Source organism: Roseibium sp. AS2 (genome assembly GCF_038900065.1).
In the GTDB taxonomy this organism is placed as follows: Bacteria; Pseudomonadota; Alphaproteobacteria; order Rhizobiales; family Stappiaceae; genus Roseibium.
Map to the genome: position 1 here is coordinate 228184 of NZ_JBBMQN010000003.1, position 18708 is coordinate 246891.

Here is an 18708-nt window from a genome sequence, read left to right on the forward strand (position 1 = left end):
CGGACGCATGAGTTTGAACGAAGACGCAGGCAAGGGATCGCGGGGCTACAGCCTGCTCAGGGACTATCGCCCCTTTCCCGGTGTTTCGGACGAACTCCTGGATCCCGCCCATCGGGTGCGGCCGGTCTGGCGGCCGTTTCTCGAGCACTTGTCCCGTCTGGCTCCGGACGAGATCACCGAGCGTTTTTCCCGGGGCAACCAGTATCTGAATGATGCCGGTGTCTATTTTCGCCAATACGGCCAGGACGGCGCCAATGAGCGCGAGTGGCCGCTCAGCCACATTCCGGTGATCATCGGCCAGGACGACTGGCAGGTGATTTCGGACGGACTGATCCAGCGCGCGGAGCTTCTGGAACAGGTGGTCGCGGATCTGTACGGCGGCAACCGGCTGGTCGCAGACGGGTACCTGCCCGCAAGCCTGATCGCGCGCAGCCCGGAATGGCAACGGCCATTGGTCGGGGTCACGCCGAAGAACGAGCGCTTCCTGCATTTTCTGGCTTTTGAGATCGGCCGCGGTCCGGACGGAACCTGGTGGGTCCTGTCGGATCGCGCTCAGGCGCCGTCCGGCGCGGGGTTCGCGCTGGAGAACCGGGTCGCCACCGGCCGTGTCTTCAACGAATTCTTCGCCAGGGCCAATGTCCACCGCCTGGCCGGCTTCTTCCGCCGGTTTCGCGACCATCTGGTGGATCTGCGCGGCGAAACCGACAGCCGGGTCTCGATCCTGACCCCCGGCCCCATGAACGACACCTATTTCGAACATGCCTATATCGCCCGCTATCTGGGCTTCATGCTGCTTGAAGGCGAGGACCTGACGGTGGAAGGCGGCAAGCTGATGGTCCGCACCGTTTCGGGGCTGAAACCGGTCAGCGTTCTGTGGCGGCGCCTGGACTCCGCCTGGTCCGACCCCGTCGAACTGGAAGAAACCTCGCGAATCGGCACGCCCGGCCTCGTACAGGCGGTCCGCCATGGCGCCGTCACCATGATCAACGCGCTTGGCACCGGCATCCTGGAGACACGGGCCCTGCTCGCTTTCCTGCCGCGCATCAGCGAGCATCTGCTTGGCGAATCCCTGAAATTGCCGAATGTCGCCACCTGGTGGTGCGGCGAGGCGGCCGCGAGAAGCTACGTCAAGGACCACGCCGAGGCCATGATGTTCAGCCCGGCGCTGAGCACCGCGCTGCCGTTCTCTTCCGGCCAGCCGGACTTCATCGGCAAGGATTTTCACAAACAGAAGCAGGGGCCCCTGCCGTCCTGGATCGACAGCGAGGCTGCCGGTCTCGTCGGGCAGGAAGCGATCACCCTGTCCACGACGCCCGCCTATCATGACGGCCTGCTGCGGCCCCGGCCGATGAGCCTGCGGGTCTTTCTGGCACGCACCGGCAAGGGCTGGGAGGTCATGTCGGGCGGTTTCGCCCGAATCGGCCGGACGGATGACGCCAGCGCCATCGCCATGCAGGAAGGCGGCTCGGCGGCGGATGTCTGGGTCGTCGGCGGCCCCAGACACGCCAGGGAATCCCTGCTGCATCAGACGGAATCGCCGTTTTACAAATCCCAGTCGGGCGTGCTGCCGTCGCGGGCGGCCGACAATCTTTTCTGGCTGGGCCGCTATGTGGAGCGGGTGGAGGGCGCCGTCCGGCTCCTGCGCGCCTATCACGCGCGCCTCATGGAAACAGCCGATCCGGACAGCGCCCTGGTCGCGCAGACGAGCGCATTCCTCGACAAGGTCGGCGTCGCACCGGTGGAACCGATCCCCGAGGGTCTGTGCGACACGCTTCAGTTCGCGGTCGCCAGCGCGGGCAAGGTGCGGGACCGCTTTTCCGTCGACGGATGGCTTGCGCTGAACGAACTTGCGCGGGCGGCGACCCACGCCAGGCGGACCCTGCGCGCGAATGCGGATGTCACCCCAGCCATGAGTCTGCTCCTGCGCAAGATCACCGGGTTTTCCGGTCTTGTGCATGAAAACATGTACCGCTTCACCGGTTGGCGGTTCCTGAGCATTGGACGGGCCCTGGAGCGCGCGCACCGCATGAGCGACCTTCTGGCGGAGTTCACCGAGCCGGATGCGCCCGAGGGCGCGCTGGAACTGCTGCTGGAAGTCGGCGACAGCGCGATGTCCATGAGCCGGCGCTACGCGGTGTCGCTCAGCCATGAAACGGTGCTGGACCTGCTGGCAATGGACACGCAGAACCCGCGGTCCGTCCTTTACCAGCTCACCGACATGAAGCAGCATGTCAGTGTCCTGCCGGGCGCGACGGAACACGGCCATCTGTCCGAGCTTGCCCGCTCCGTCCTTCAGGTTCACACCAGTCTGGCAATTGCAACCCCGGACACCCTGACACCGAAGATGCTCGGCGGGCTCAGAGACCGGATCGCCCGCCTGTCCCTGGAACTGACCGATGCCTATATCCGCTGACACCGCGGGATCCCGCAGCTGTCCACCAGAAATCGACGCCCCCGCATGAGGCGACCGTGCTTTACGACCTGAACCTGGAAATCACATATGAATACGCCAGTCCGGCCAATGCCGGGCTTCACGCCCTGCGCCTCATGCCCGGCACCCTTCCCGGCCAACAGAAGCTGTTGAGCGGACAGATCAGGCTCGTGCCCGACCCCTCGGAGCTTTTCGAGCGGATCGATTTTTTCGGCAATGCGGTCACCGATGTCGCTTACCGCAAGCCCCACAGCGAGCTCTGTTTCAAGTTGACCGCCAGGGTCGACAGGGTGGCGGCTGCCGAAGAGTTCGACATCTCTCCGCCCCTGACAGCCCTGCCGAGAGAACTCGGCTGCATTCAGTCGCTCGGGCCCCTGGCACCGGTGCATTTTCTGGGACCCTCACCGCGCCTTCCCATCGACCCGGCCTTCGCGGTCTATGCACGCGAACAGGTCACGCCGGACAGGAGCGCGGTATCGGCGGTCGAGGCACTCGGCAGGGCCCTGAACGGCGACATGCGCTTCGATGCCGACGCGACCACGGTCGACACCCCGGCGCTGGAAGCCTTCGAGCGCCGGCACGGGGTCTGCCAGGACTTTTCCCACATCATGATCGCCTGTCTCAGAAGCATCGGAATTCCGGCAGGCTATGTCAGCGGCTTCCTGCGCACGCTCCCCCCCGAAGGCCAGCCGAGACTGGAGGGCGCGGATGCGATGCATGCCTGGGTGCGGGCCTGGTGCGGTATCGAGGTCGGCTGGATCGAATACGACCCCACCAACGCCGTGCGCGCCGGTCAGGACCACATCGTGGTTGCGAGAGGCCGCGACTATGGCGACGTGGCGCCGGTCAAGGGGACCCTGCGCACAGCCGGCGGCCAGACCACCAGCCACAAGGTGGACGTCGTGCCGCACTGATCTGGCCGATTGATCCCGCGGCCCCGCCCGGGAGATCGCCGCCCGGGCTCATTGCAAGATATCCCCCGCTGGCCGGCTGTTCCCTGTTTTCAACTGCGCGTATTTGCTAAAGTGTCGGGAGCGACCACGGTTTTGGGAGCTGGTGATGCGTTCGGTGCTGATTGCAGTCCTTGTTTTTCTCGTCTCGGCCGGATCATGCCTGGCCGATTACGACCGGTCTAAGGACTGGTTCAACGGCATGACCTACCGGGAACGCATCCGGACCCAGTTTCTGCTGGTCTTCACCGGCGACTACACCGCGCTTGTCGACGGCGCCTTCGGCCGGCTCACCTACGCTGGCCTGACATCGTTTCAAAACCACCGGGACTTCTTTCCCGACGGGGTTCTGAAACCCGGGCAGAAGCTGGTCCTGCAACGCGACGGTCTTGATCTGGTCAAGCGGGTCGGCTTCGAAACATCGCACGAGACCGCAAGCGGACTGACCCTCGGCGTCCCGGTCAAGCTTTTCGAGACATCCTCCCCGACAGAGCGGGGCCACCTCCGGCGGGCCCATGACGGCAGTATCGAGCTGGAAACCTGGCGCGTGGCCCGGCACGAATCCGGTTATGAAACGCTTTACAGGCGCCTGACCGGGCCGCAGAGCGGACGTGTCATCAGGTACAGGACGTTTCGCAATGATTTTTTCGTGGTCTCGGGGCGCCAGGACGGTCGCGACTTTTACCTGAGGGTGATGAAGACACCGCAGGACAGCCGGGGATTCTCGCTTTTCTGGGAACCGAAACACACCGTTTTCATGAACCGGCTGGCGCTCGCCATGTCAAGCAGCATGTCAGCAAGCAGGGCCGGCGGCAACGGCGGTCCGGACATCACCGGTGATCCGGCACCACGGCAGAACAGCCTGAACAGGACAATCCCGCTGCCGGAGACCGCACCATCGCGGTCCGCCGGCAGCGGGACAGGGTCCTGAGACAGGGCGCCCCTTTAAAGGGGCGGACCGCCGGTTCCGGGACCCGATCACACGGCCGCAGAACCGGACTTTCAGGCCTTGGCCTTATGCGGCTTCCAGCTTGGCCAGGAAGCTGTCGACCTCGATCTTGAGCTTCGACGCCTGACCGGAGAGTTCGCTGGCCGCCATGGTCACCTGGCTCGCCGCCGCACCCGTTTCCTGAGAGGACTGGGTGACGCTGACGATGTTTTCGGAGACGGCCTGAGTGCCGTTGGCAGCTTCGGTCACGTTCTGCGCAATCTCTCTTGTGGCGGTATCCTGCTGGTCCATGGCTGCCGCGATATCGGTCGTGGTCTCGTTGATCCGGGCGATGATACCGCCGATTTCGCCGATCGACGTGACCGATGTCTGGGTCTGCTCCTGGATCTCCTTGATCAAGGTGGAAATATTATCCGTCGCCTTCGCCGTTTCACTGGCCAGCGCCTTGACCTCGCTGGCAACAACCGCGAAGCCCTTGCCCGCCTCACCCGCTCTGGCGGACTCGATGGTGGCGTTCAGGGCCAGCAGATTCGTCTGCTCCGCGATGTCGGAAATCATCGAGATCACTTCGCCGATCTTTTCAGCGGTCTGGGACAGCTGGTCCATCTGGCCTTCGGTCTTGGCGACCTCGTCAACAGCCTGTCTGGAAATCGTCGAGGCCTGCGAGACACGTGAGTTGATCTCGCCGATGGAACTGGAGAGTTCCTCGGTGGCGGAGGAAACCGTCGCGACATTCGTGGTGGCTTCTTCTGTTGCCGCCGCGACGGAGGTCGCCTGATTGCTGGTTTCTTCCGCGATGCCGGACATGGACTGCGCGGTCGACTGCAATTCGGTAGACGCTGAAGAGACCGTCTCGACGATCACGCCGATGCTGGACACGAACTCTCTCGAGGCTTCGGCCATTTTCTGTGCGCGTTCCTCTTCGAGCCGGTTCTTCTCCCGCTGCTCTTCCTCAAGCTGCCTGGAGCGGATCATGGAGTCCCGGAAGGTCTGGTAAGCCGTCGCCACGGCACCGATTTCATCGCGGGCGTGAACCTTCACGTCGGTGCTGAAGTCCCCGGAGGTCAGAGCATTGATTCCCGTGACCACTTCGCTCAAGGGGCGCGTGATGGCCTTGCGGATGAGGATCCCGGCGAACGTGAGTGACACCGCGAATACGATCACCGAAATCACCAGGATGCTCAACAGGGCGAATTGTTCGGCGCTCAGCGCAGTCCGCGCCGCATCGAGCGTAAAGGCTTCGAGCTCATGCACGAGAACTTCGAGCTCGTGATTGAGCTTTTCCTCTTCCGCCTTGATCCCCGGCTGCATTTCGAACGCTTCGTTCAAGTCGCCTGCTTCGACCAGGTCGAAGGCTTCGATGGCGTGTTCGTCAAAGCTCTTGTGCTCGGCAGCGATCGACTTGAAAGCATCGTAGACCCTCTGGAACTCCGCTTTCATTTCCTCGGAAGTGGAGCCGGCGGCGGCCTTCTTGGCAAGATCTCTCGCGTCAAAGATTTCCTGGTCGACTTCCTTGGCGTATTTCTCGAACACGTGGCGCGCCTCGACAAATTCGTCACGCGCCTCGCTGTGGTCCGACATCATGACTCCGGCCTTGAAGGCTCTCTCGAGATTGATGGATTGTTCGAGCTGGTGGATCGTTATCTGGCTGACGGCGTTGGTCAGCGGAATGTCCTTGTTGGCAATGCCGTCGATCAGGACACCGATTTTGTTCAACTGAAACAGACCGATTACAGCCACGACCACCAGACCCAGAAGACAGGTCCCGACGACAGCCATGATCTTGACACCAATACTGCCCGACCGCATGGCCTTGGCTTTACCGGGAGCTTCGTTTTGTTCCGTCACTTGCATCATTATTCCCCCAACAATGCTCTCAACTAATAGACGCAACCCGGCACCAATGACTTGGCAGAATCTGGCAGACAGGAGCAGCGCATCTCTGGCCGATGCGGAGGGAAAGATTTCCCCCACGTCATGACCCTGCGGTAGAGCGAGAGAACTCCCTCCGTGTAAACTAAAGATTAAAAGCAAACGCACGTAATGATTGAGAAAATCCGGCCTTCGGAGGCGATGAAACCGGTGGGTGCAATTTGCAATCTGTGAGCCCCTAAAAACAACCCCGGAGAACAGAAGTTCCCGCAAAAAAAAGGCAATTTCAGTGAAATTTATTTCAGTTTTTTTAGAACCGATCGGTGCGGTTCTTCTTATCACCTAGGTAAAAAGCACAAGGTGAATTCACCCAGAGTTAATTCGCACGAATCAGAAAATACCGACCGAGTTGCATTTTCAGGAAATATTTCACCCGGACCAATTCGATCTTGTCCGTGAAAAAAGGTGCGAATAACAACCGCGATAAACAAGACCCTGTCGGATGGCTTGTCCACAATCGGCAGCAACGCGCGTCGCGCGGACCGGTCTCATGTCATGGTCAAACAGGTTCCCGTTTGTTGCGGCTGGTTTAGCGCACGGCCTTGTCGTCGGCATCGAAGAAGTGCATGCGCGCTTCATCGAACCGCAATCCGATCCGCGCGCCCTCCTCGACCGTCTCGGCGCCGCTGATGCGCACAAGCACGGTGTCCAGACCGTCCAGGGCGACATAGACAAATGTGTCCGCACCGAGATATTCGGCCACCTCGATCGTACCGGTGCAATGGCCCTCATCGATGCCGACGATGTTCATGTGTTCCGGCCGGATGCCGAGCCTGACCGGCTTCTGCGCGGATCCCGCGTGCGGGTAGTGACCCGCGCCGTGTCCGTCCAGGGAAAACCTGTCACCGGCCACCGAGCAGGGCAGCACGTTCATCTTGGGCGACCCTATGAACTGGGCGACGAACAGATTGTCCGGATGTTCGTAAAGCTCACGCGGGGAGCCGACCTGCTCGATCACGCCGCCCTGCAGTACCACGATCTTGTCGGCAAGCGTCATCGCCTCCACCTGATCGTGGGTGACATAGACCATGGTCGTGCCGAGGCTCTTGTGCAGACGGGCGATCTCGAAACGCATTTCGACGCGCAGCGCCGCATCCAGGTTGGACAGCGGCTCGTCGAACAGGAAAGCGCCCGGCTCCCGCACGATGGCCCGGCCGATGGCGACCCGCTGGCGTTGCCCACCCGACAGGGCCTTCGGACGCCGGTCGAGATAGTCGTCCAGCTTGAGCACGTCGGCAGCGGCGTTGACCTTGCTGTCGATCTCCGCCTTGGCGATGCCCGCCGTCTTGAGGCCGAAGCCGACGTTTTCACGCACCGTCATGTGCGGATAGAGCGCATAGGACTGGAACACCATCGACAGACCACGGCCCGACGGCGGCAACGCGGTGACATCCTTGCCGTCGATCTCGATCGCGCCCCGGCTGGTCTCCTCCAGACCCGATATCAATCGCAGCAATGTCGACTTGCCGCAGCCGGAGGGGCCGACGAAAATCACGAACTCGCCGTCCTTGATATCCAGGTCGATGCCCTTGATGACCTGCAGGTCCCCGAACCACTTTTCAACCTTGTTGAGCCGGATCGCTCCCATGACCTGTTCCCCTTTCAGGCTGCCTGTTCGACGTGCGAGGGCGAAGCCCATGTGAGCCAGATGGCGGCGGTCCACGAAAACGTCCCGCCGCCGGCACCCGCCCCCGATTCCGGACTGAAATACTCGGCAAAGCCGCTTGTCTCGATCAGCGCCGCCGTATCGTTTCGCAGCCGTTCGGCCCGGGCAGGATCTCCCGCCTCGGCAAACCCCCTTGCGATCATGTAGTTGATCATGGCCCAGACCGGTCCGCGCCAGTAGCGCAGCGCCTCGTAACAGCCATGCTCCGGATCGTAGGACGGCATCATGTATCGGACCTTCGAAGCCATCCGGTCGAAATGCGCCCGTTGCGCCGCCATCGTTGCCGTGTCCGTCAATCCGGCATAGGGCGCCAGGAACGACGCGCAGGAAATGCCGTCGGTCTGTTTGCCCGTCCTCAGGTCCAGCGCCACATGCGCCTGGATGTCCGGGTTCCACAGCGCCTTCGCCCCACTTTCCATCCGGGCGATCCAGCCGCGGATCTCGTCTGCCTCTTTGCCCATCCCGAGCTGCTGGGCCAGGACCAGCAGATCCCGGTTGGCGCGCAGGAAGATGAAGGTCACGCCCGGATCGGCGACGAAGAACGGACAGGTTTCGGCGACCTTCGCCGGGTCCCAGCCGACTTTCCGGCAGGCGGCCACGATGCTCAGGTAGCGGTCGTAATCCTCCTTGTGCGGCCGCATCGCCGGATCGACATGGGAGGTGTCCTTGCGCTCATAGGGTTCGATGTCCCTGACCTCGACGGCGCGCAGCGCATCGTCCCAGTCCGGCAGATTGTCGCGGCCCGATTCCCAGGGATGGATGACTGCGATCACACCCAGCCCGTCCGGATCCCTGTAGGTCATGTACCAGCGGTGCCAGGCCATCAGCTTCGGGAACAAGGCGGCCGCACGCTCAAGAGCCTGTCCCGTGCGGTCGCCCCTGACCAGGTCGAGAACGACGGAGGCGGCCACCGGCGGCTGGGAATGACCGGAACTCGGGATCGGCCCGCCGTTCGTGCCCCAGACACTCGGACCCGGAAAATAGCTCGGGTCGTCCTTGCGGAACAGGATGTGCGGCACCATGCCGTCGCGCCACTGGCCTTCGAACAGCATTTCGATTTCCCGCCAGGCCCGGTCCTGGTCGAAGGTGGCGAACCCCAGCGCGACGAAAACGGAATCCCAGTTCCACTGATAGGGATAGAGCCCCTTGGTCGGAATGGTATAGCCGCCCTGATCGTTGTCCGTCAGGATGGACTTGGCGGTTTGATCCAGATCTGCGTGTGACACAGGTAACTCCCCGGGCCTCTCTGAAAGGGCCCTTTTCATAGATTGCTCAACCCTTGACACTGCCGGCCGTCAGGCCCTGCACAAGGAAGCGTTCGAACCACAGGAAAATGAACAGGACAGGCACGGTCGCAATCACCGCCCCCGCCATGAGGTGCTGACGCGGCACCTCGGAGGAATTCAGGGACACCACGCCGCGCGACAGCGTGAAGATGTCCGGATCGTCCAGGAACATGAAGGCGAACAGGAACTCGTTCCAGGCGATCATGAACACGTAGAGCGAGACCGACGCCAGCGCCGGCAGCGACAGCGGCAGTGTGATCTTCAGGATGACGCCGATCCGGCTGAGCCCATCCATCAGGCCCGCTTCCTCAAGCTCCGCAGGCAGCCCGCGGAAATAGCCCTGCAGCATGTAGAGCGCGACCGGTATGGTGGTCGCCGGATAGACGATCAGCAGCCCGGTCAGGCTGTTGCGCAAGCCGAGCTGCGAGAACACCGCGTAGAGGGGGATCACCAGGACGATCGCCGGCACCATGTAGATCAGCAGCACCGACCGTGCCAGCAGCGCCTGCCCGGGAAAGCGCAGACGCGAGACCGCGTAGGCTCCGGGCACGGACAAAAGCAGCGTCAACACGACGGTCGCCACCGAGACAAAGGCGGACACCATCAGGTAGCGGCCGAAATTGAACTGGGTGAACAGCTCCACGTAGGAGCGAAACAGGGACGTGACGCCCTGGCTGAGGTCGATCGACAGGTCCAGCGGATTGGCGAGCAAGGCCTGCTGGCTCTTCAGCGAGGTCATCACCATCACGTAGAACGGCAGCGCCACCATGATGGTGAAGACGACAAAGCCGACCCCCTTGGCAATCCGGATATAGACGACCTCGCGCTCGTAGCGGGACATGGCCCCGAGCCGGCTCCCCGACAGCGTGATGCGGTTCGCGGCGGTCACTGAGGCGATAAACGTGATCAGGGCCAGCGCCTGCCAGACCGGGACCGTGCCCAGCGAAAGACCGAACGGCGCGGCAAAGGTCATCACCATCAGCACCAGGAACAGGATCGCCGCAGACAAGACCCACGCAGGCAGTCCGCCGGTGCCGTCGGCGGGCTGGCGCCAGACCAGCACCAGCGCGCTCAGCACGCCGGCGAGCGCCGCGCTGGAAGCCTGCGGCAGGGCGACCTCGCCCGTGATCAGGGTGAGCGTGACGCCGAGGACCACCATGGCGGTGACACCCCAGATCAGCCCTGTAATAGCGGTCAGAAGGACACTGCCGGGTCTCATAGCCCCTCCTCCTTCGGTGAGAAGCGGATGAACAGGGTGGCGAATGTGACCAGCACGACGAAGACCACCACGGCAACGGCGGCGCCGGCGCCCAGGTTGGACAGGGCAAAGCCCTGCTCATAGACGTCGACGGTGAGCGTGCGCGTGCCCGCATTGCCGCCGGTCAACAGGAAGATGTCGTCGAACTTGTTGAAGGTCCAGATGAAGCGCAGCAGGAACAACACCGACAGGATGCCCATGAGCTGCGGCAGGGACAGGTACCAGAACTGCTGCAGCGGCGTAGCCCCGTCCATTTCCGCGGCCTCGTACATGTCGGTGTTGATCGACTGCATCCGGGCCAGGATGAACAGGAACGACAGGGGAAAATAGCGCCAGGCCTCGAACGCGATCACCGTGGTCAGCGCCAGCGGAAACTCCATCGGAATGCCCAGAAAGGAAAACTCGATCGCGCGCTGGCCGAAGAAATTGATCGGATCCGTGACAACACCCATCTTGGTCAGGAGCGCATTCAGGGTTCCGGAGAACGGATCGAACAGCACCACCCATGTGAAGGCGACCGCGATCACCGGAGAGACATAGGGAAACAGGAACAGGCCGCGCAGGAACCCGCGTCCGCGGAAGGACGTGTGCAGCAATTGCGCCGCGAACAATCCGAGCACGAGCGCGCCGCCGGTTCCGAAGATCGTGTAGTAGAATGTCACCCGCAGCACGGACCAGAATTCGTCGGCGTTGAAGATCCTGCGGAAATTGTCGAGCGAAAAGTCGAAATTGGTCAGGACGTTGTTGGCTTCACCGGAGATCACGGGCTCGCTTGCCCGCTCCGGACGGTTGGCATCCAGAAACGCCTGTGTGACCGTGCCTTCAAGCCGAAGCCGGTCTCGCCAACCCGGCTCAACCGTACCGATGGCACAGGTCAGCGCGGCTCCCTCCAGCGTACAGGGCACCGGAAGTTCGGTGACCTCGAAGCCGTCCGGCACCACGTCGCTCAGAACGACATTGCGGATCTCCTCGTCCCGGGAGGAATTGCGCAGCCGGTATTCCAGGGTGGCACTGTCGCCGGCAGCCTCAGGTCCGCCGCGCACCCGTTCGTTGACGAGCACGGTCGGCGGCCGCAGATCGGCGAGCTGTACAGGTTTCACACTGATCCAGAAATTGGCCAGCAGCGGACCGGCGACGATCAGCAGGATGATGGCGAATGTCGGCGCCAGCATCATGTAGGCCAGCCACATTTCGCGCCGCTGCATCGGGCCGATGCCTTTCGGCGGGCCTGAAGTGTTTTCCTGGGATGTCGTGTTCATGTGTCCGGCTCTGTCTCATTGCCTTCAGCGTCGGATGGGGCCACGGCTGTCGGGCGATATCGACCCTGCCGCCCGCTTGTATCGCAGGTCTGGGAGGGTGTCGGACCGGGCACCCGAATGGCGGGGTGCCCGGTCTGTACGTCGCAGGTCAGGTCCTTTGCACCCCACTCGCGGAGGCTGAAGGGCCGGATCCTGTTACTGGATCTTTGCCAGTTCCTCGTTGAGTTTCGCCACCGTGGCGGATGCGTCCCGCTCACCGTCGATGTACTCGCGCACATACCTGTTGATGACCTGGCTGTTGATCATCTTGGAGGCGAGAGAAAGCTGGCCGTCCGTAACGCCCCAGCGGCTGGCCGTATCCAGGCCGGCAACGATCGTGTTGACGGTGTCCGCGTCGTAGAGATCCGTGAGCGGCGCCTTGCGGTCGACACCGACCGGCAGCTTGGCCCAGCCGTCGACGAACATGGTCGCGTTGTCCTTGTTGCCGCGGCGGATCGGAAACTTGCCTTCCGGCGCGATCGACAGCGTCGACATGTAGCCCTCATCCATGGAGAACTCGACGAATTGCATCGCGGCCTCCGTGTCCGCATCGTTGGTGATGCCGAAATAGCGGATATCTGCCCAGGCCGCGCCATCCGGATTGGACGGACCGCTCAGCGTGGTGACGACGCCGGTCCGGGAGGCCAGTTCCTTGGAGGTCGGATCGTCGGTGAGGGTCGGCGGCGCGCTGTCCCTGAGACCGGCGAGTTCGTCCAGGATGAACGGCGACCAGATGATCATCGCCGCCTTGCCGGCGAAATAAAGCTCGCGGGACTGTTTCCAGTAGAGGTCGCCGGGAGGCGACGCCTCCGCGATGGCCTTGTAGAAGTCCAGCGCCTCGGTGGTCTTCTTCTCGTCCAGCGCCTTGAAGCCGTTTGCGTCCACCGGGCTGACCCCGTTGGCCAGAAGCACATGCTCCAGCACCTGGCTCATGAAGTTCTCGTCGATCTTGGTCGCGGCGACGAAACCGAACATTTCCGGCGGATTGTGCAGCTTTTCAACCGCCGCCAGAATGTTCTCGTAGCTGTCCGGCGCGGCAAGACCGTTCTCCTCGAACAGGTCCTTGCGGTAGACCACCATCTGGGTCCAGCCGTCGACCGGAACCGAGGCGACGCCGCCGTCAACGGCGGCCATGGCGGCAGCTCCCGGCGCAAAGGTGCCGGCACCCAGGCTTTCGAAAACCTCGGTGGCCGCTTCGGTGTCGAGAATGCCGGCTTCCGCCCAGGGCAGCGCGAACTGGAGGGTGTGATAGATGACATCCGGCAGATCGCCCGCGGCGTAGGCCGCAGTCGTCCGGGTTCCCAGATCGGATTCGCTTACCGGAATGACATCGACCTCGATGCCGGTCTTGTCCTTGAATGCGGCGGCCAATTCCTCCTGCTTGGCCAGGCGCTCGGGCTGTTCTTCCGTTGTCCACAGTCGCAGCGTGTCAGCGTGCGCGGCGGTCAGACCAAACGCAAGCGCGCCTGCGATGGTCGTTGCCAGGAACGTCGTCCTCCCAATCATTCTATTCTCCCTTGGTGCCAGAATGTGGCTGGTTGTTCAGCCGGTCCCGGATCAGCTTTGAAAGGCTGTCCGGTGTCATGGATGGCGCCCCATCGGATGAGCGCCGGATCAGGACCGCTTTGACAAGCGCCTGCAAACTCTTCGGATCCTTGCCGTCCAGAACGTCGATCAGCTTGCGGGCGACCCGCCCGCCCGCTTCCTGCGCGCTCTGGGAAAATGTCGTCAGCGGCGGGTCGAGATATTCGCCGACGGGCAGGCCGTCATAGCCGATGACCGTGACGTCGGAGCCGACCTTCAGACCGAACTTGCGGCAGAACTGGACCGCGCCGATGGCAAGCGCGTCGGTCGCGCACAAAAGCGCGGTCGGCGGCCGGGGCAGGCTGAGCAGCGCCTCGGCTGCCTCGAAACCGCCCTTTCCGCTCAGGTCGCGCAGGCATTCCAGATCCGGATCGTGGGTCACACCCAGATCCTCAAGTCCCTGGCGGTAGCCGTCCCGGCGCTGCAGGGCGAAATTGAGATCCAGCTTCGCGCCGATAAATCCGATCCGCTCATGGCCGAGACTGTAGATATGCCGGACCCCTTCGGCGAAGGCCGCCACGTTGTCGATGTCGAACCAGGCGAAGTCGGACGGATCGCGCGTGCGGCCGTGCGCGACGAAGGGAAAGTTGTGCTCCCGCAGGCAGGCGATCCGGGGATCGTCGACCTCGGTCCGGGTGACGATGAAACCGTCGACCTTCCGACGTGCGATCAGGCGCTGAAGCGTCTCTATCATGTGACTGGGCGAATGGGCCGTGGTCACCAGCAGGTCCAGGCCCAATTCGTCCAGAGCCCGGGCGATCCCGTCGATGAATTCGGACAGGAACGGATCCGCACCGCTGCCGTGGCCGACCGGGATCACGATCCCGAGCGTGTCCTGGCGCCCCCGTTTGAGATTTCGGGCATTGGCCGAAGGCTGGTACCCCAGTTCCTTGACGGCCTTGAGGATACGATTGCGGGTTGGTTCGGAAATGTCGGTATAGTTGTTGAGGACGCGCGAAACGGTTCCCTTGGCCACGCCGACATGGCGGGCGACGTCGTCAATCGTGACGGAACCGCGTGTGCGCGACATTGAACCTCCCGGTATGTTTCCAACCTGCGTGCCCAGCTCTGACCCTGTCCGTTCTGCCAACGGACCAGGCGGCTGATGCTTGCAAAAAGTTTCACAAAACCGATTTCGGAAGTCAACAAAATCGGTTTCGGTGCTTTGCGATTATTCTTTCGCAAAGCGGGAAGTCGCTGTCTCTGCAACGAAACCTGCCGCGTCTTGTTTCGGAACAGCCAGGCACGACGCGCCGGTTTTCCATCAGGCAGCTTCAGGAAGAGGGTGCCGGCGCAGCCACGGCGTCCCGACGCTGCGGCAGTTGCAGAGGCACTTATTGGGGCCTGCCGATCAGAACGGCACGCCGGACACGAGAATGAGATTGGCGTAAGGGGTGCATTCGCCGGTCCGGATGACCGCACGGGCACGGGCCGTCCGTTCCTTGAACGCTTCATGCGGCAGGCGTTCGTCCTCGATGGGCTTGCCTGTTTCGGCCGCCCAATGGGCCAGCCTCACCTCGATCTCCGTGGCGAGTTCCGGCGAGGCCTCGTCGGCGAACACGGCCTGCTCGATGATCATCTCGTCGGCCAGGGCGTCGAGGACGTCGAACAGCCCCGGCACGCCGGGGCTGACCGCCAGGTCGATGACGCCGACATTCTGCGGCACCGGCAGCCCGGCGTCGGCCAGGACGATTTCATCGAGATGGCCGAGCGAGGCCACAAGCTTGCTCAGATGGCGATTCAAAAGCTTCGTGCGTTTCATGGCCTGTTCCTTCCTGAAACAGCCGTCTTCACGTCAGCGACACAAGCGCTTCGCAGAGCGGCTCCGGATCATAATAGGGTGCCGACGTTCTGCTGACGAGATCCAGTCTCAGAACTGCGATCCCCCGCGCCGTGATGGCCTCGGTTTCGCTCACCGGAACGCTGCGGTCGACAACCACGAAATTGAGCAGCCTGTGCACCGGGCAGTCGGCACCGGCATCACGGTGCAGATAGGCGAGCAGCGTGTGGACCCTGTCCGCCAGGCTCAGGTCACCGGCTTCCGGGTCCTGTCCCAGGCTCGGAACGTAGACCTTCGGCACCGTGCGGCTCGCAATTGCCCGGCCGACGCCCTCCGGCAGCAGGTTGGCGATCAGGCTGGTATAGAAACTGCCCGGCGCATAGCAGATCAGATCGGCCGTTTGCATCAGCGAGCGGTTCCGGTCCGCGAACACCGCTCCCGCCGGGTTCCGTCCCTTCAAACTGCGATTGAAAAAGAGATCCTTGATCGGAGAGGACAGCGGCGCATGTTCCTTGCCGGTCAGAAGATGCTGCCCGATGACGACCTCGCCGCTGGCGAGTTCCGCGCCCAGATGCAGATTGTCATCGGTGACCGCCCGCACCGTGCCCTGGACACCGACCAGCTTGGACACCAGAAAGATGATCGGTTCGAGTTCCTGGTTCTGGTTGAGATAACCGCCGGCAAGGATCAGGTTGCCGATACTGGCCCCGCGCAGATCGAAACTCTTCGGGCAGACCGCCCGCAACGCGGCGAGCTGATTCTGGATCAGCGCGCGCATCGGCTGCTCGATGGCGCCGGTCAGCGGATGGCTGCCGGCGATCATGGCATTGAGTTCGCCGGCAAGATCCGCCTGCGCCGCTTTTTTGGCGAACCGGTGGGTGAACAGGCGAAAGACATCCGGATGCCCCAGCACGGTTTCGTCCGCGAGTGCCATCAGCCGGCTGCGCAGATCCCCGATCGCCGGCATGTTGAAGGCCAGCCTCAGTCCCTGCGAGCTGCCGCCGCTGTCGAACGGCGTCACCAGGTGGATGGAATTATGCGTATAGCGCTTCAGTTTTTGCGCGACACCATTGAGCGCCGATCCGCCGCTGAAGAACAGCAGGCGCGGTCCCAGCTTGGGATTGGAGACGAAACGCTCGATGCGGAACGGATCCGGCATGCGCACGGCACGGGTGATGGTGAGTTCTGTCACGTCCAGTTCCCAAAAAGCGGTCCGTTCACGCGACCGTCCCGAAGCACTTACCAGAAAACACCCTAGGCGATCCAGATAGCCCGGAAATCATTGACATTCGTCAGTGTCGGCCCTGTGACGACCTGGTTGCCGATCGTCTCGAAAAACCGGTGGGCATCGTTGTTGAGAAGCGCTTCCTCCGCATCGGCGCCGGCCTTGTCGGCCCGCATCAACGTATCGGGACCGATCACGGCCCCGGCCACCTCCGCCGCGCCGTCGACGCCGTCGGTATCGCAGGCAATCGCGTGAATGCCGGGCGCGCCCTTCAGCGCGAAGGCCAGCGCGAGCGCGTATTCGGCGTTGGGCCCGCCGACGCCGTCGCCGCGGCGGGTGACGGTGAGTTCGCCGCCGGACAGAAGCAGCAGCGGACGGCTGCCTTCAGGGCGTTCGCGCTGGCGGGAAAGCGCCAGCGTGGCATGGGCCCGGGCCGTGTCCCGGGCTTCGCCTTCCAGCGCATCGCCGAGAATCTCGACGTCGCAACCCTCGGCCTCGGCCAGACTGGCCGCCGCCTCGAGACTTTGTGAGGGCGCGGCGAACACGACATTGCTCACCCGGGCCAACCGCTCGCTTGCGGGTGCCAGAACCCGCGTCGCGCCATCCAGCACCTCCGCAACCGTCTCCGGCACCTCAACCTTCCAGGACTTGAGAATGGCTTTCGCGTCTTCCGCCGTGCTGGCATCGCCGACAGTCGGCCCGGACCCTATTTCCGCCGGGCGGTCTCCGGGAACATCGGACAACAGCAGGGCAAGCATCCTGGCCGGATAGGCGGCCGCAGCGAGTTGTCCGCCCTTGACCCGGCTCAAATGCTTGCGAACGGTGTTCATCTGGCCGATGGGCGCTCCCGAAGCGAGCAGCTTCTGGTTCACCTCCTGTTTCTCGGCCAGGGAAATATCGCCGGCAGGCGCGCTCAGCAGCGCCGACGCGCCACCGGAAATCAGTGCCAGCACGTAGTCGTCCTCGCCGAGACCGGACAGCAGATCGAGCATGCGCCGGGTCGCCGCGAACCCCGCCTCGTCGGGGACCGGATGGGCCGCCTCGACGATTTCAATGCCCTGGCAGGGCCGGCCATAGCCGTAACGCGTGATCACCAGACCCTCGCAAGGCCCCCAGACCGTCTCGACCGCCTCGGCCATCCGGGCCGACGCCTTGCCGGCACCGACAACGACCACCCGCCCGGACGGTTTATCCGGCAGATGGGCCGCCAGGCTCTTCATCGGATCCGCCACTTCGACAGCCCGCTGAAACAGCGACTTCAACAACTCCAGGACGGTTTCATCCATTGCATTCTTTCCCGCATTTCTCCGCTGCCATGGTTTGAGCGCAGATCAGGCGGGTTTATCAAGCCCTGAGTGTGTTTCCAAGGAGAATGGCTGAGTTGCGACGGACCAGTTCTGACAGGAAATCCGCGACAGCGCGCACGCGGGCCGAACCGGCAAGATCGGTATGGACCGCGAGCCAGAATTCTTGCGCGATCGCATCGGCATCACTGGGCACATTCTGGAGAGCGGGTTCAGCATCAGCCATAAAACACGGCAGAACCGCCAACCCCAATCCTGCCCGCGCGGCGACCAATTGCGCATAAAGACTGGATGTCACCAATGCGGGCGCGCGTCCCTGCAACACACGATCGACCCACTGTGCTGCGGGCAGGTCGCCATAGTGTTCGGACCATGAGATGAATTCATCGCCGTCGAAGCGTCCGCCATCCCTTGCCTTGCTGTCCACTTGCCTGCGCCGAACATAGTCGACCGATCCGTAGAGGCCGCTGCGCATCGTACCGACCCGGCGCACGGACACGTTGCCTTGTGTCGGTCGGACCAGCCGTAACGCCAGATCGGCTTCGCGGCGGTTCAGGTTTACAGACCGGATATCGGTTACGATTTCCAGCGTGAGTTTGGGATGTTGGGCGCGAAAGTCAGGCAAGGCGGGTATGACCAGGAAATTCGCGAGGTTTTCAGCCGTCGCGAGCCTGACGCGCCCCTCGACGCTCTCGCTTGCTTCCGCACGGCGCTCGAACGCTATGCCGGTTTCCTCAAACGTCTCCGCACGGGCGATCAGGCCCTCTCCTTCGTCCGTCAGCACGTAACCGGTCTGCGAGCGCTGGAAGAGGCGAAGCCCCAGTGTTTTCTCCAGCGCCTCGATCCGCCGCCCGACGGTTGACGCATTCACGCCGAGCTTTTGCGCCGCTCGATTCAGGCTGCCTGTTCGCGCAACAGCAAGGAAATCGCGCACGAGGTTCCAGTCCATGTTTTGCATTTTCGCAGGATAGCAGTGCGTCGAAGAGCGTTCAACAACGCTCAGTGCAACACTAGATATCCGTGACACAAGCAACCAGGAGCCGGC

The 18708-nt window shown here is 62.9% G+C and carries 14 protein-coding genes; 3 read left to right on the forward strand and 11 right to left on the reverse strand.

Annotated features, from left to right (window positions below):
- The first annotated feature begins 7 nt into the window (after positions 1-7).
- The 3 genes from WNZ15_RS10020 to WNZ15_RS10030 all read left to right on the forward strand — a co-directional run bounded on the left by WNZ15_RS10020 (position 8) and on the right by WNZ15_RS10030 (position 4312).
- Positions 8-2413 (forward strand): circularly permuted type 2 ATP-grasp protein, encoded by a 2406-nt coding sequence (locus tag WNZ15_RS10020; RefSeq protein WP_342892829.1) that lies wholly within the window; start codon positions 8-10, stop codon positions 2411-2413.
- 56 nt (positions 2414-2469) lie between these two features.
- A complete protein-coding gene (locus tag WNZ15_RS10025) occupies positions 2470-3345 on the forward strand; it encodes a transglutaminase family protein (protein ID WP_342892830.1) in 876 nt (291 codons plus the stop codon).
- 145 nt (positions 3346-3490) lie between these two features.
- Positions 3491-4312 (forward strand): hypothetical protein, encoded by an 822-nt coding sequence (locus WNZ15_RS10030; RefSeq protein ID WP_342892831.1) that lies wholly within the window; start codon positions 3491-3493, stop codon positions 4310-4312.
- A gap of 84 nt (positions 4313-4396) precedes the next feature.
- Here the strand turns inward: WNZ15_RS10030 and WNZ15_RS10035 are convergent, their stop codons facing one another.
- The 11 genes from WNZ15_RS10035 to WNZ15_RS10085 all read right to left on the reverse strand — a co-directional run bounded on the left by WNZ15_RS10035 (position 4397) and on the right by WNZ15_RS10085 (position 18612).
- A complete protein-coding gene (locus tag WNZ15_RS10035) occupies positions 4397-6178 on the reverse strand; it encodes a methyl-accepting chemotaxis protein (protein ID WP_342892832.1) in 1782 nt (593 codons plus the stop codon).
- A 613-nt stretch (positions 6179-6791) separates the two neighbouring features.
- Positions 6792-7850 carry a sn-glycerol-3-phosphate ABC transporter ATP-binding protein UgpC gene (ugpC, locus tag WNZ15_RS10040; protein ID WP_342893196.1) on the reverse strand — a complete coding sequence of 353 codons (1059 nt, stop codon included), beginning with the start codon at positions 7848-7850 and terminating at the stop codon, positions 6792-6794.
- Positions 7851-7864: 14 nt separating this feature from the next.
- Positions 7865-9154 (reverse strand): hypothetical protein, encoded by a 1290-nt coding sequence (locus WNZ15_RS10045; RefSeq protein WP_342892833.1) that lies wholly within the window; start codon positions 9152-9154, stop codon positions 7865-7867.
- Between the two features lie 46 nt (positions 9155-9200).
- Positions 9201-10433, reverse strand: coding sequence for a carbohydrate ABC transporter permease (locus WNZ15_RS10050; protein WP_342892834.1), 1233 nt, complete (start codon positions 10431-10433; stop codon positions 9201-9203).
- Positions 10430-11731 (reverse strand): sugar ABC transporter permease, encoded by a 1302-nt coding sequence (locus WNZ15_RS10055; protein WP_342892835.1) that lies wholly within the window; start codon positions 11729-11731, stop codon positions 10430-10432. Before WNZ15_RS10055 ends, WNZ15_RS10050 begins: the two co-directional genes overlap by 4 nt.
- Positions 11732-11926: 195 nt before the next feature.
- Positions 11927-13276 carry an extracellular solute-binding protein gene (locus WNZ15_RS10060; protein ID WP_342892836.1) on the reverse strand — a complete coding sequence of 450 codons (1350 nt, stop codon included), beginning with the start codon at positions 13274-13276 and terminating at the stop codon, positions 11927-11929.
- A gap of 1 nt (position 13277) precedes the next feature.
- Positions 13278-14384 carry a LacI family DNA-binding transcriptional regulator gene (locus WNZ15_RS10065; protein WP_342892837.1) on the reverse strand — a complete coding sequence of 369 codons (1107 nt, stop codon included), beginning with the start codon at positions 14382-14384 and terminating at the stop codon, positions 13278-13280.
- Positions 14385-14705: 321 nt separating this feature from the next.
- Positions 14706-15116: a D-ribose pyranase gene (gene rbsD, locus WNZ15_RS10070; RefSeq protein WP_342892838.1), complete on the reverse strand. Its 411-nt coding sequence runs from the start codon at positions 15114-15116 to the stop codon at positions 14706-14708.
- Positions 15117-15144: 28 nt separating this feature from the next.
- Positions 15145-16326, reverse strand: a complete 1182-nt coding sequence (locus WNZ15_RS10075; protein ID WP_342892839.1) for a GAK system CofD-like protein — start codon at positions 16324-16326, stop codon at positions 15145-15147.
- Between the two features lie 62 nt (positions 16327-16388).
- The gene (locus tag WNZ15_RS10080) at positions 16389-17645 is read right to left on the reverse strand and encodes a glycerate kinase (protein ID WP_342892840.1); all 1257 of its coding nucleotides are present in this window, start codon (positions 17643-17645) and stop codon (positions 16389-16391) included.
- Between the two features lie 58 nt (positions 17646-17703).
- Positions 17704-18612: a LysR family transcriptional regulator gene (locus tag WNZ15_RS10085; protein WP_342892841.1), complete on the reverse strand. Its 909-nt coding sequence runs from the start codon at positions 18610-18612 to the stop codon at positions 17704-17706.
- Between the last annotated feature and the right edge of the window lie 96 nt (positions 18613-18708).

Bases quoted from the DNA above. Each gene is read 5' to 3' on its own strand.
- WNZ15_RS10020 (WP_342892829.1), top strand. From the start codon at position 8: ATGAGTTTGAACGAAGACGCAGGCAAGGGATCGCGGGGCTACAGCCTG.
- WNZ15_RS10030 (WP_342892831.1), top strand. From the start codon at position 3,491: ATGCGTTCGGTGCTGATTGCAGTCCTTGTTTTTCTCGTCTCGGCCGGA.
- ugpC (WP_342893196.1), bottom strand. From the start codon at position 7,850: ATGGGAGCGATCCGGCTCAACAAGGTTGAAAAGTGGTTCGGGGACCTG.
- WNZ15_RS10050 (WP_342892834.1), bottom strand. From the start codon at position 10,433: ATGAGACCCGGCAGTGTCCTTCTGACCGCTATTACAGGGCTGATCTGG.
- WNZ15_RS10055 (WP_342892835.1), bottom strand. From the start codon at position 11,731: ATGAACACGACATCCCAGGAAAACACTTCAGGCCCGCCGAAAGGCATC.
- WNZ15_RS10060 (WP_342892836.1), bottom strand. From the start codon at position 13,276: ATGATTGGGAGGACGACGTTCCTGGCAACGACCATCGCAGGCGCGCTT.
- WNZ15_RS10065 (WP_342892837.1), bottom strand. From the start codon at position 14,384: ATGTCGCGCACACGCGGTTCCGTCACGATTGACGACGTCGCCCGCCAT.
- rbsD (WP_342892838.1), bottom strand. From the start codon at position 15,116: ATGAAACGCACGAAGCTTTTGAATCGCCATCTGAGCAAGCTTGTGGCC.
- WNZ15_RS10080 (WP_342892840.1), bottom strand. From the start codon at position 17,645: ATGGATGAAACCGTCCTGGAGTTGTTGAAGTCGCTGTTTCAGCGGGCT.
- WNZ15_RS10085 (WP_342892841.1), bottom strand. From the start codon at position 18,612: ATGGACTGGAACCTCGTGCGCGATTTCCTTGCTGTTGCGCGAACAGGC.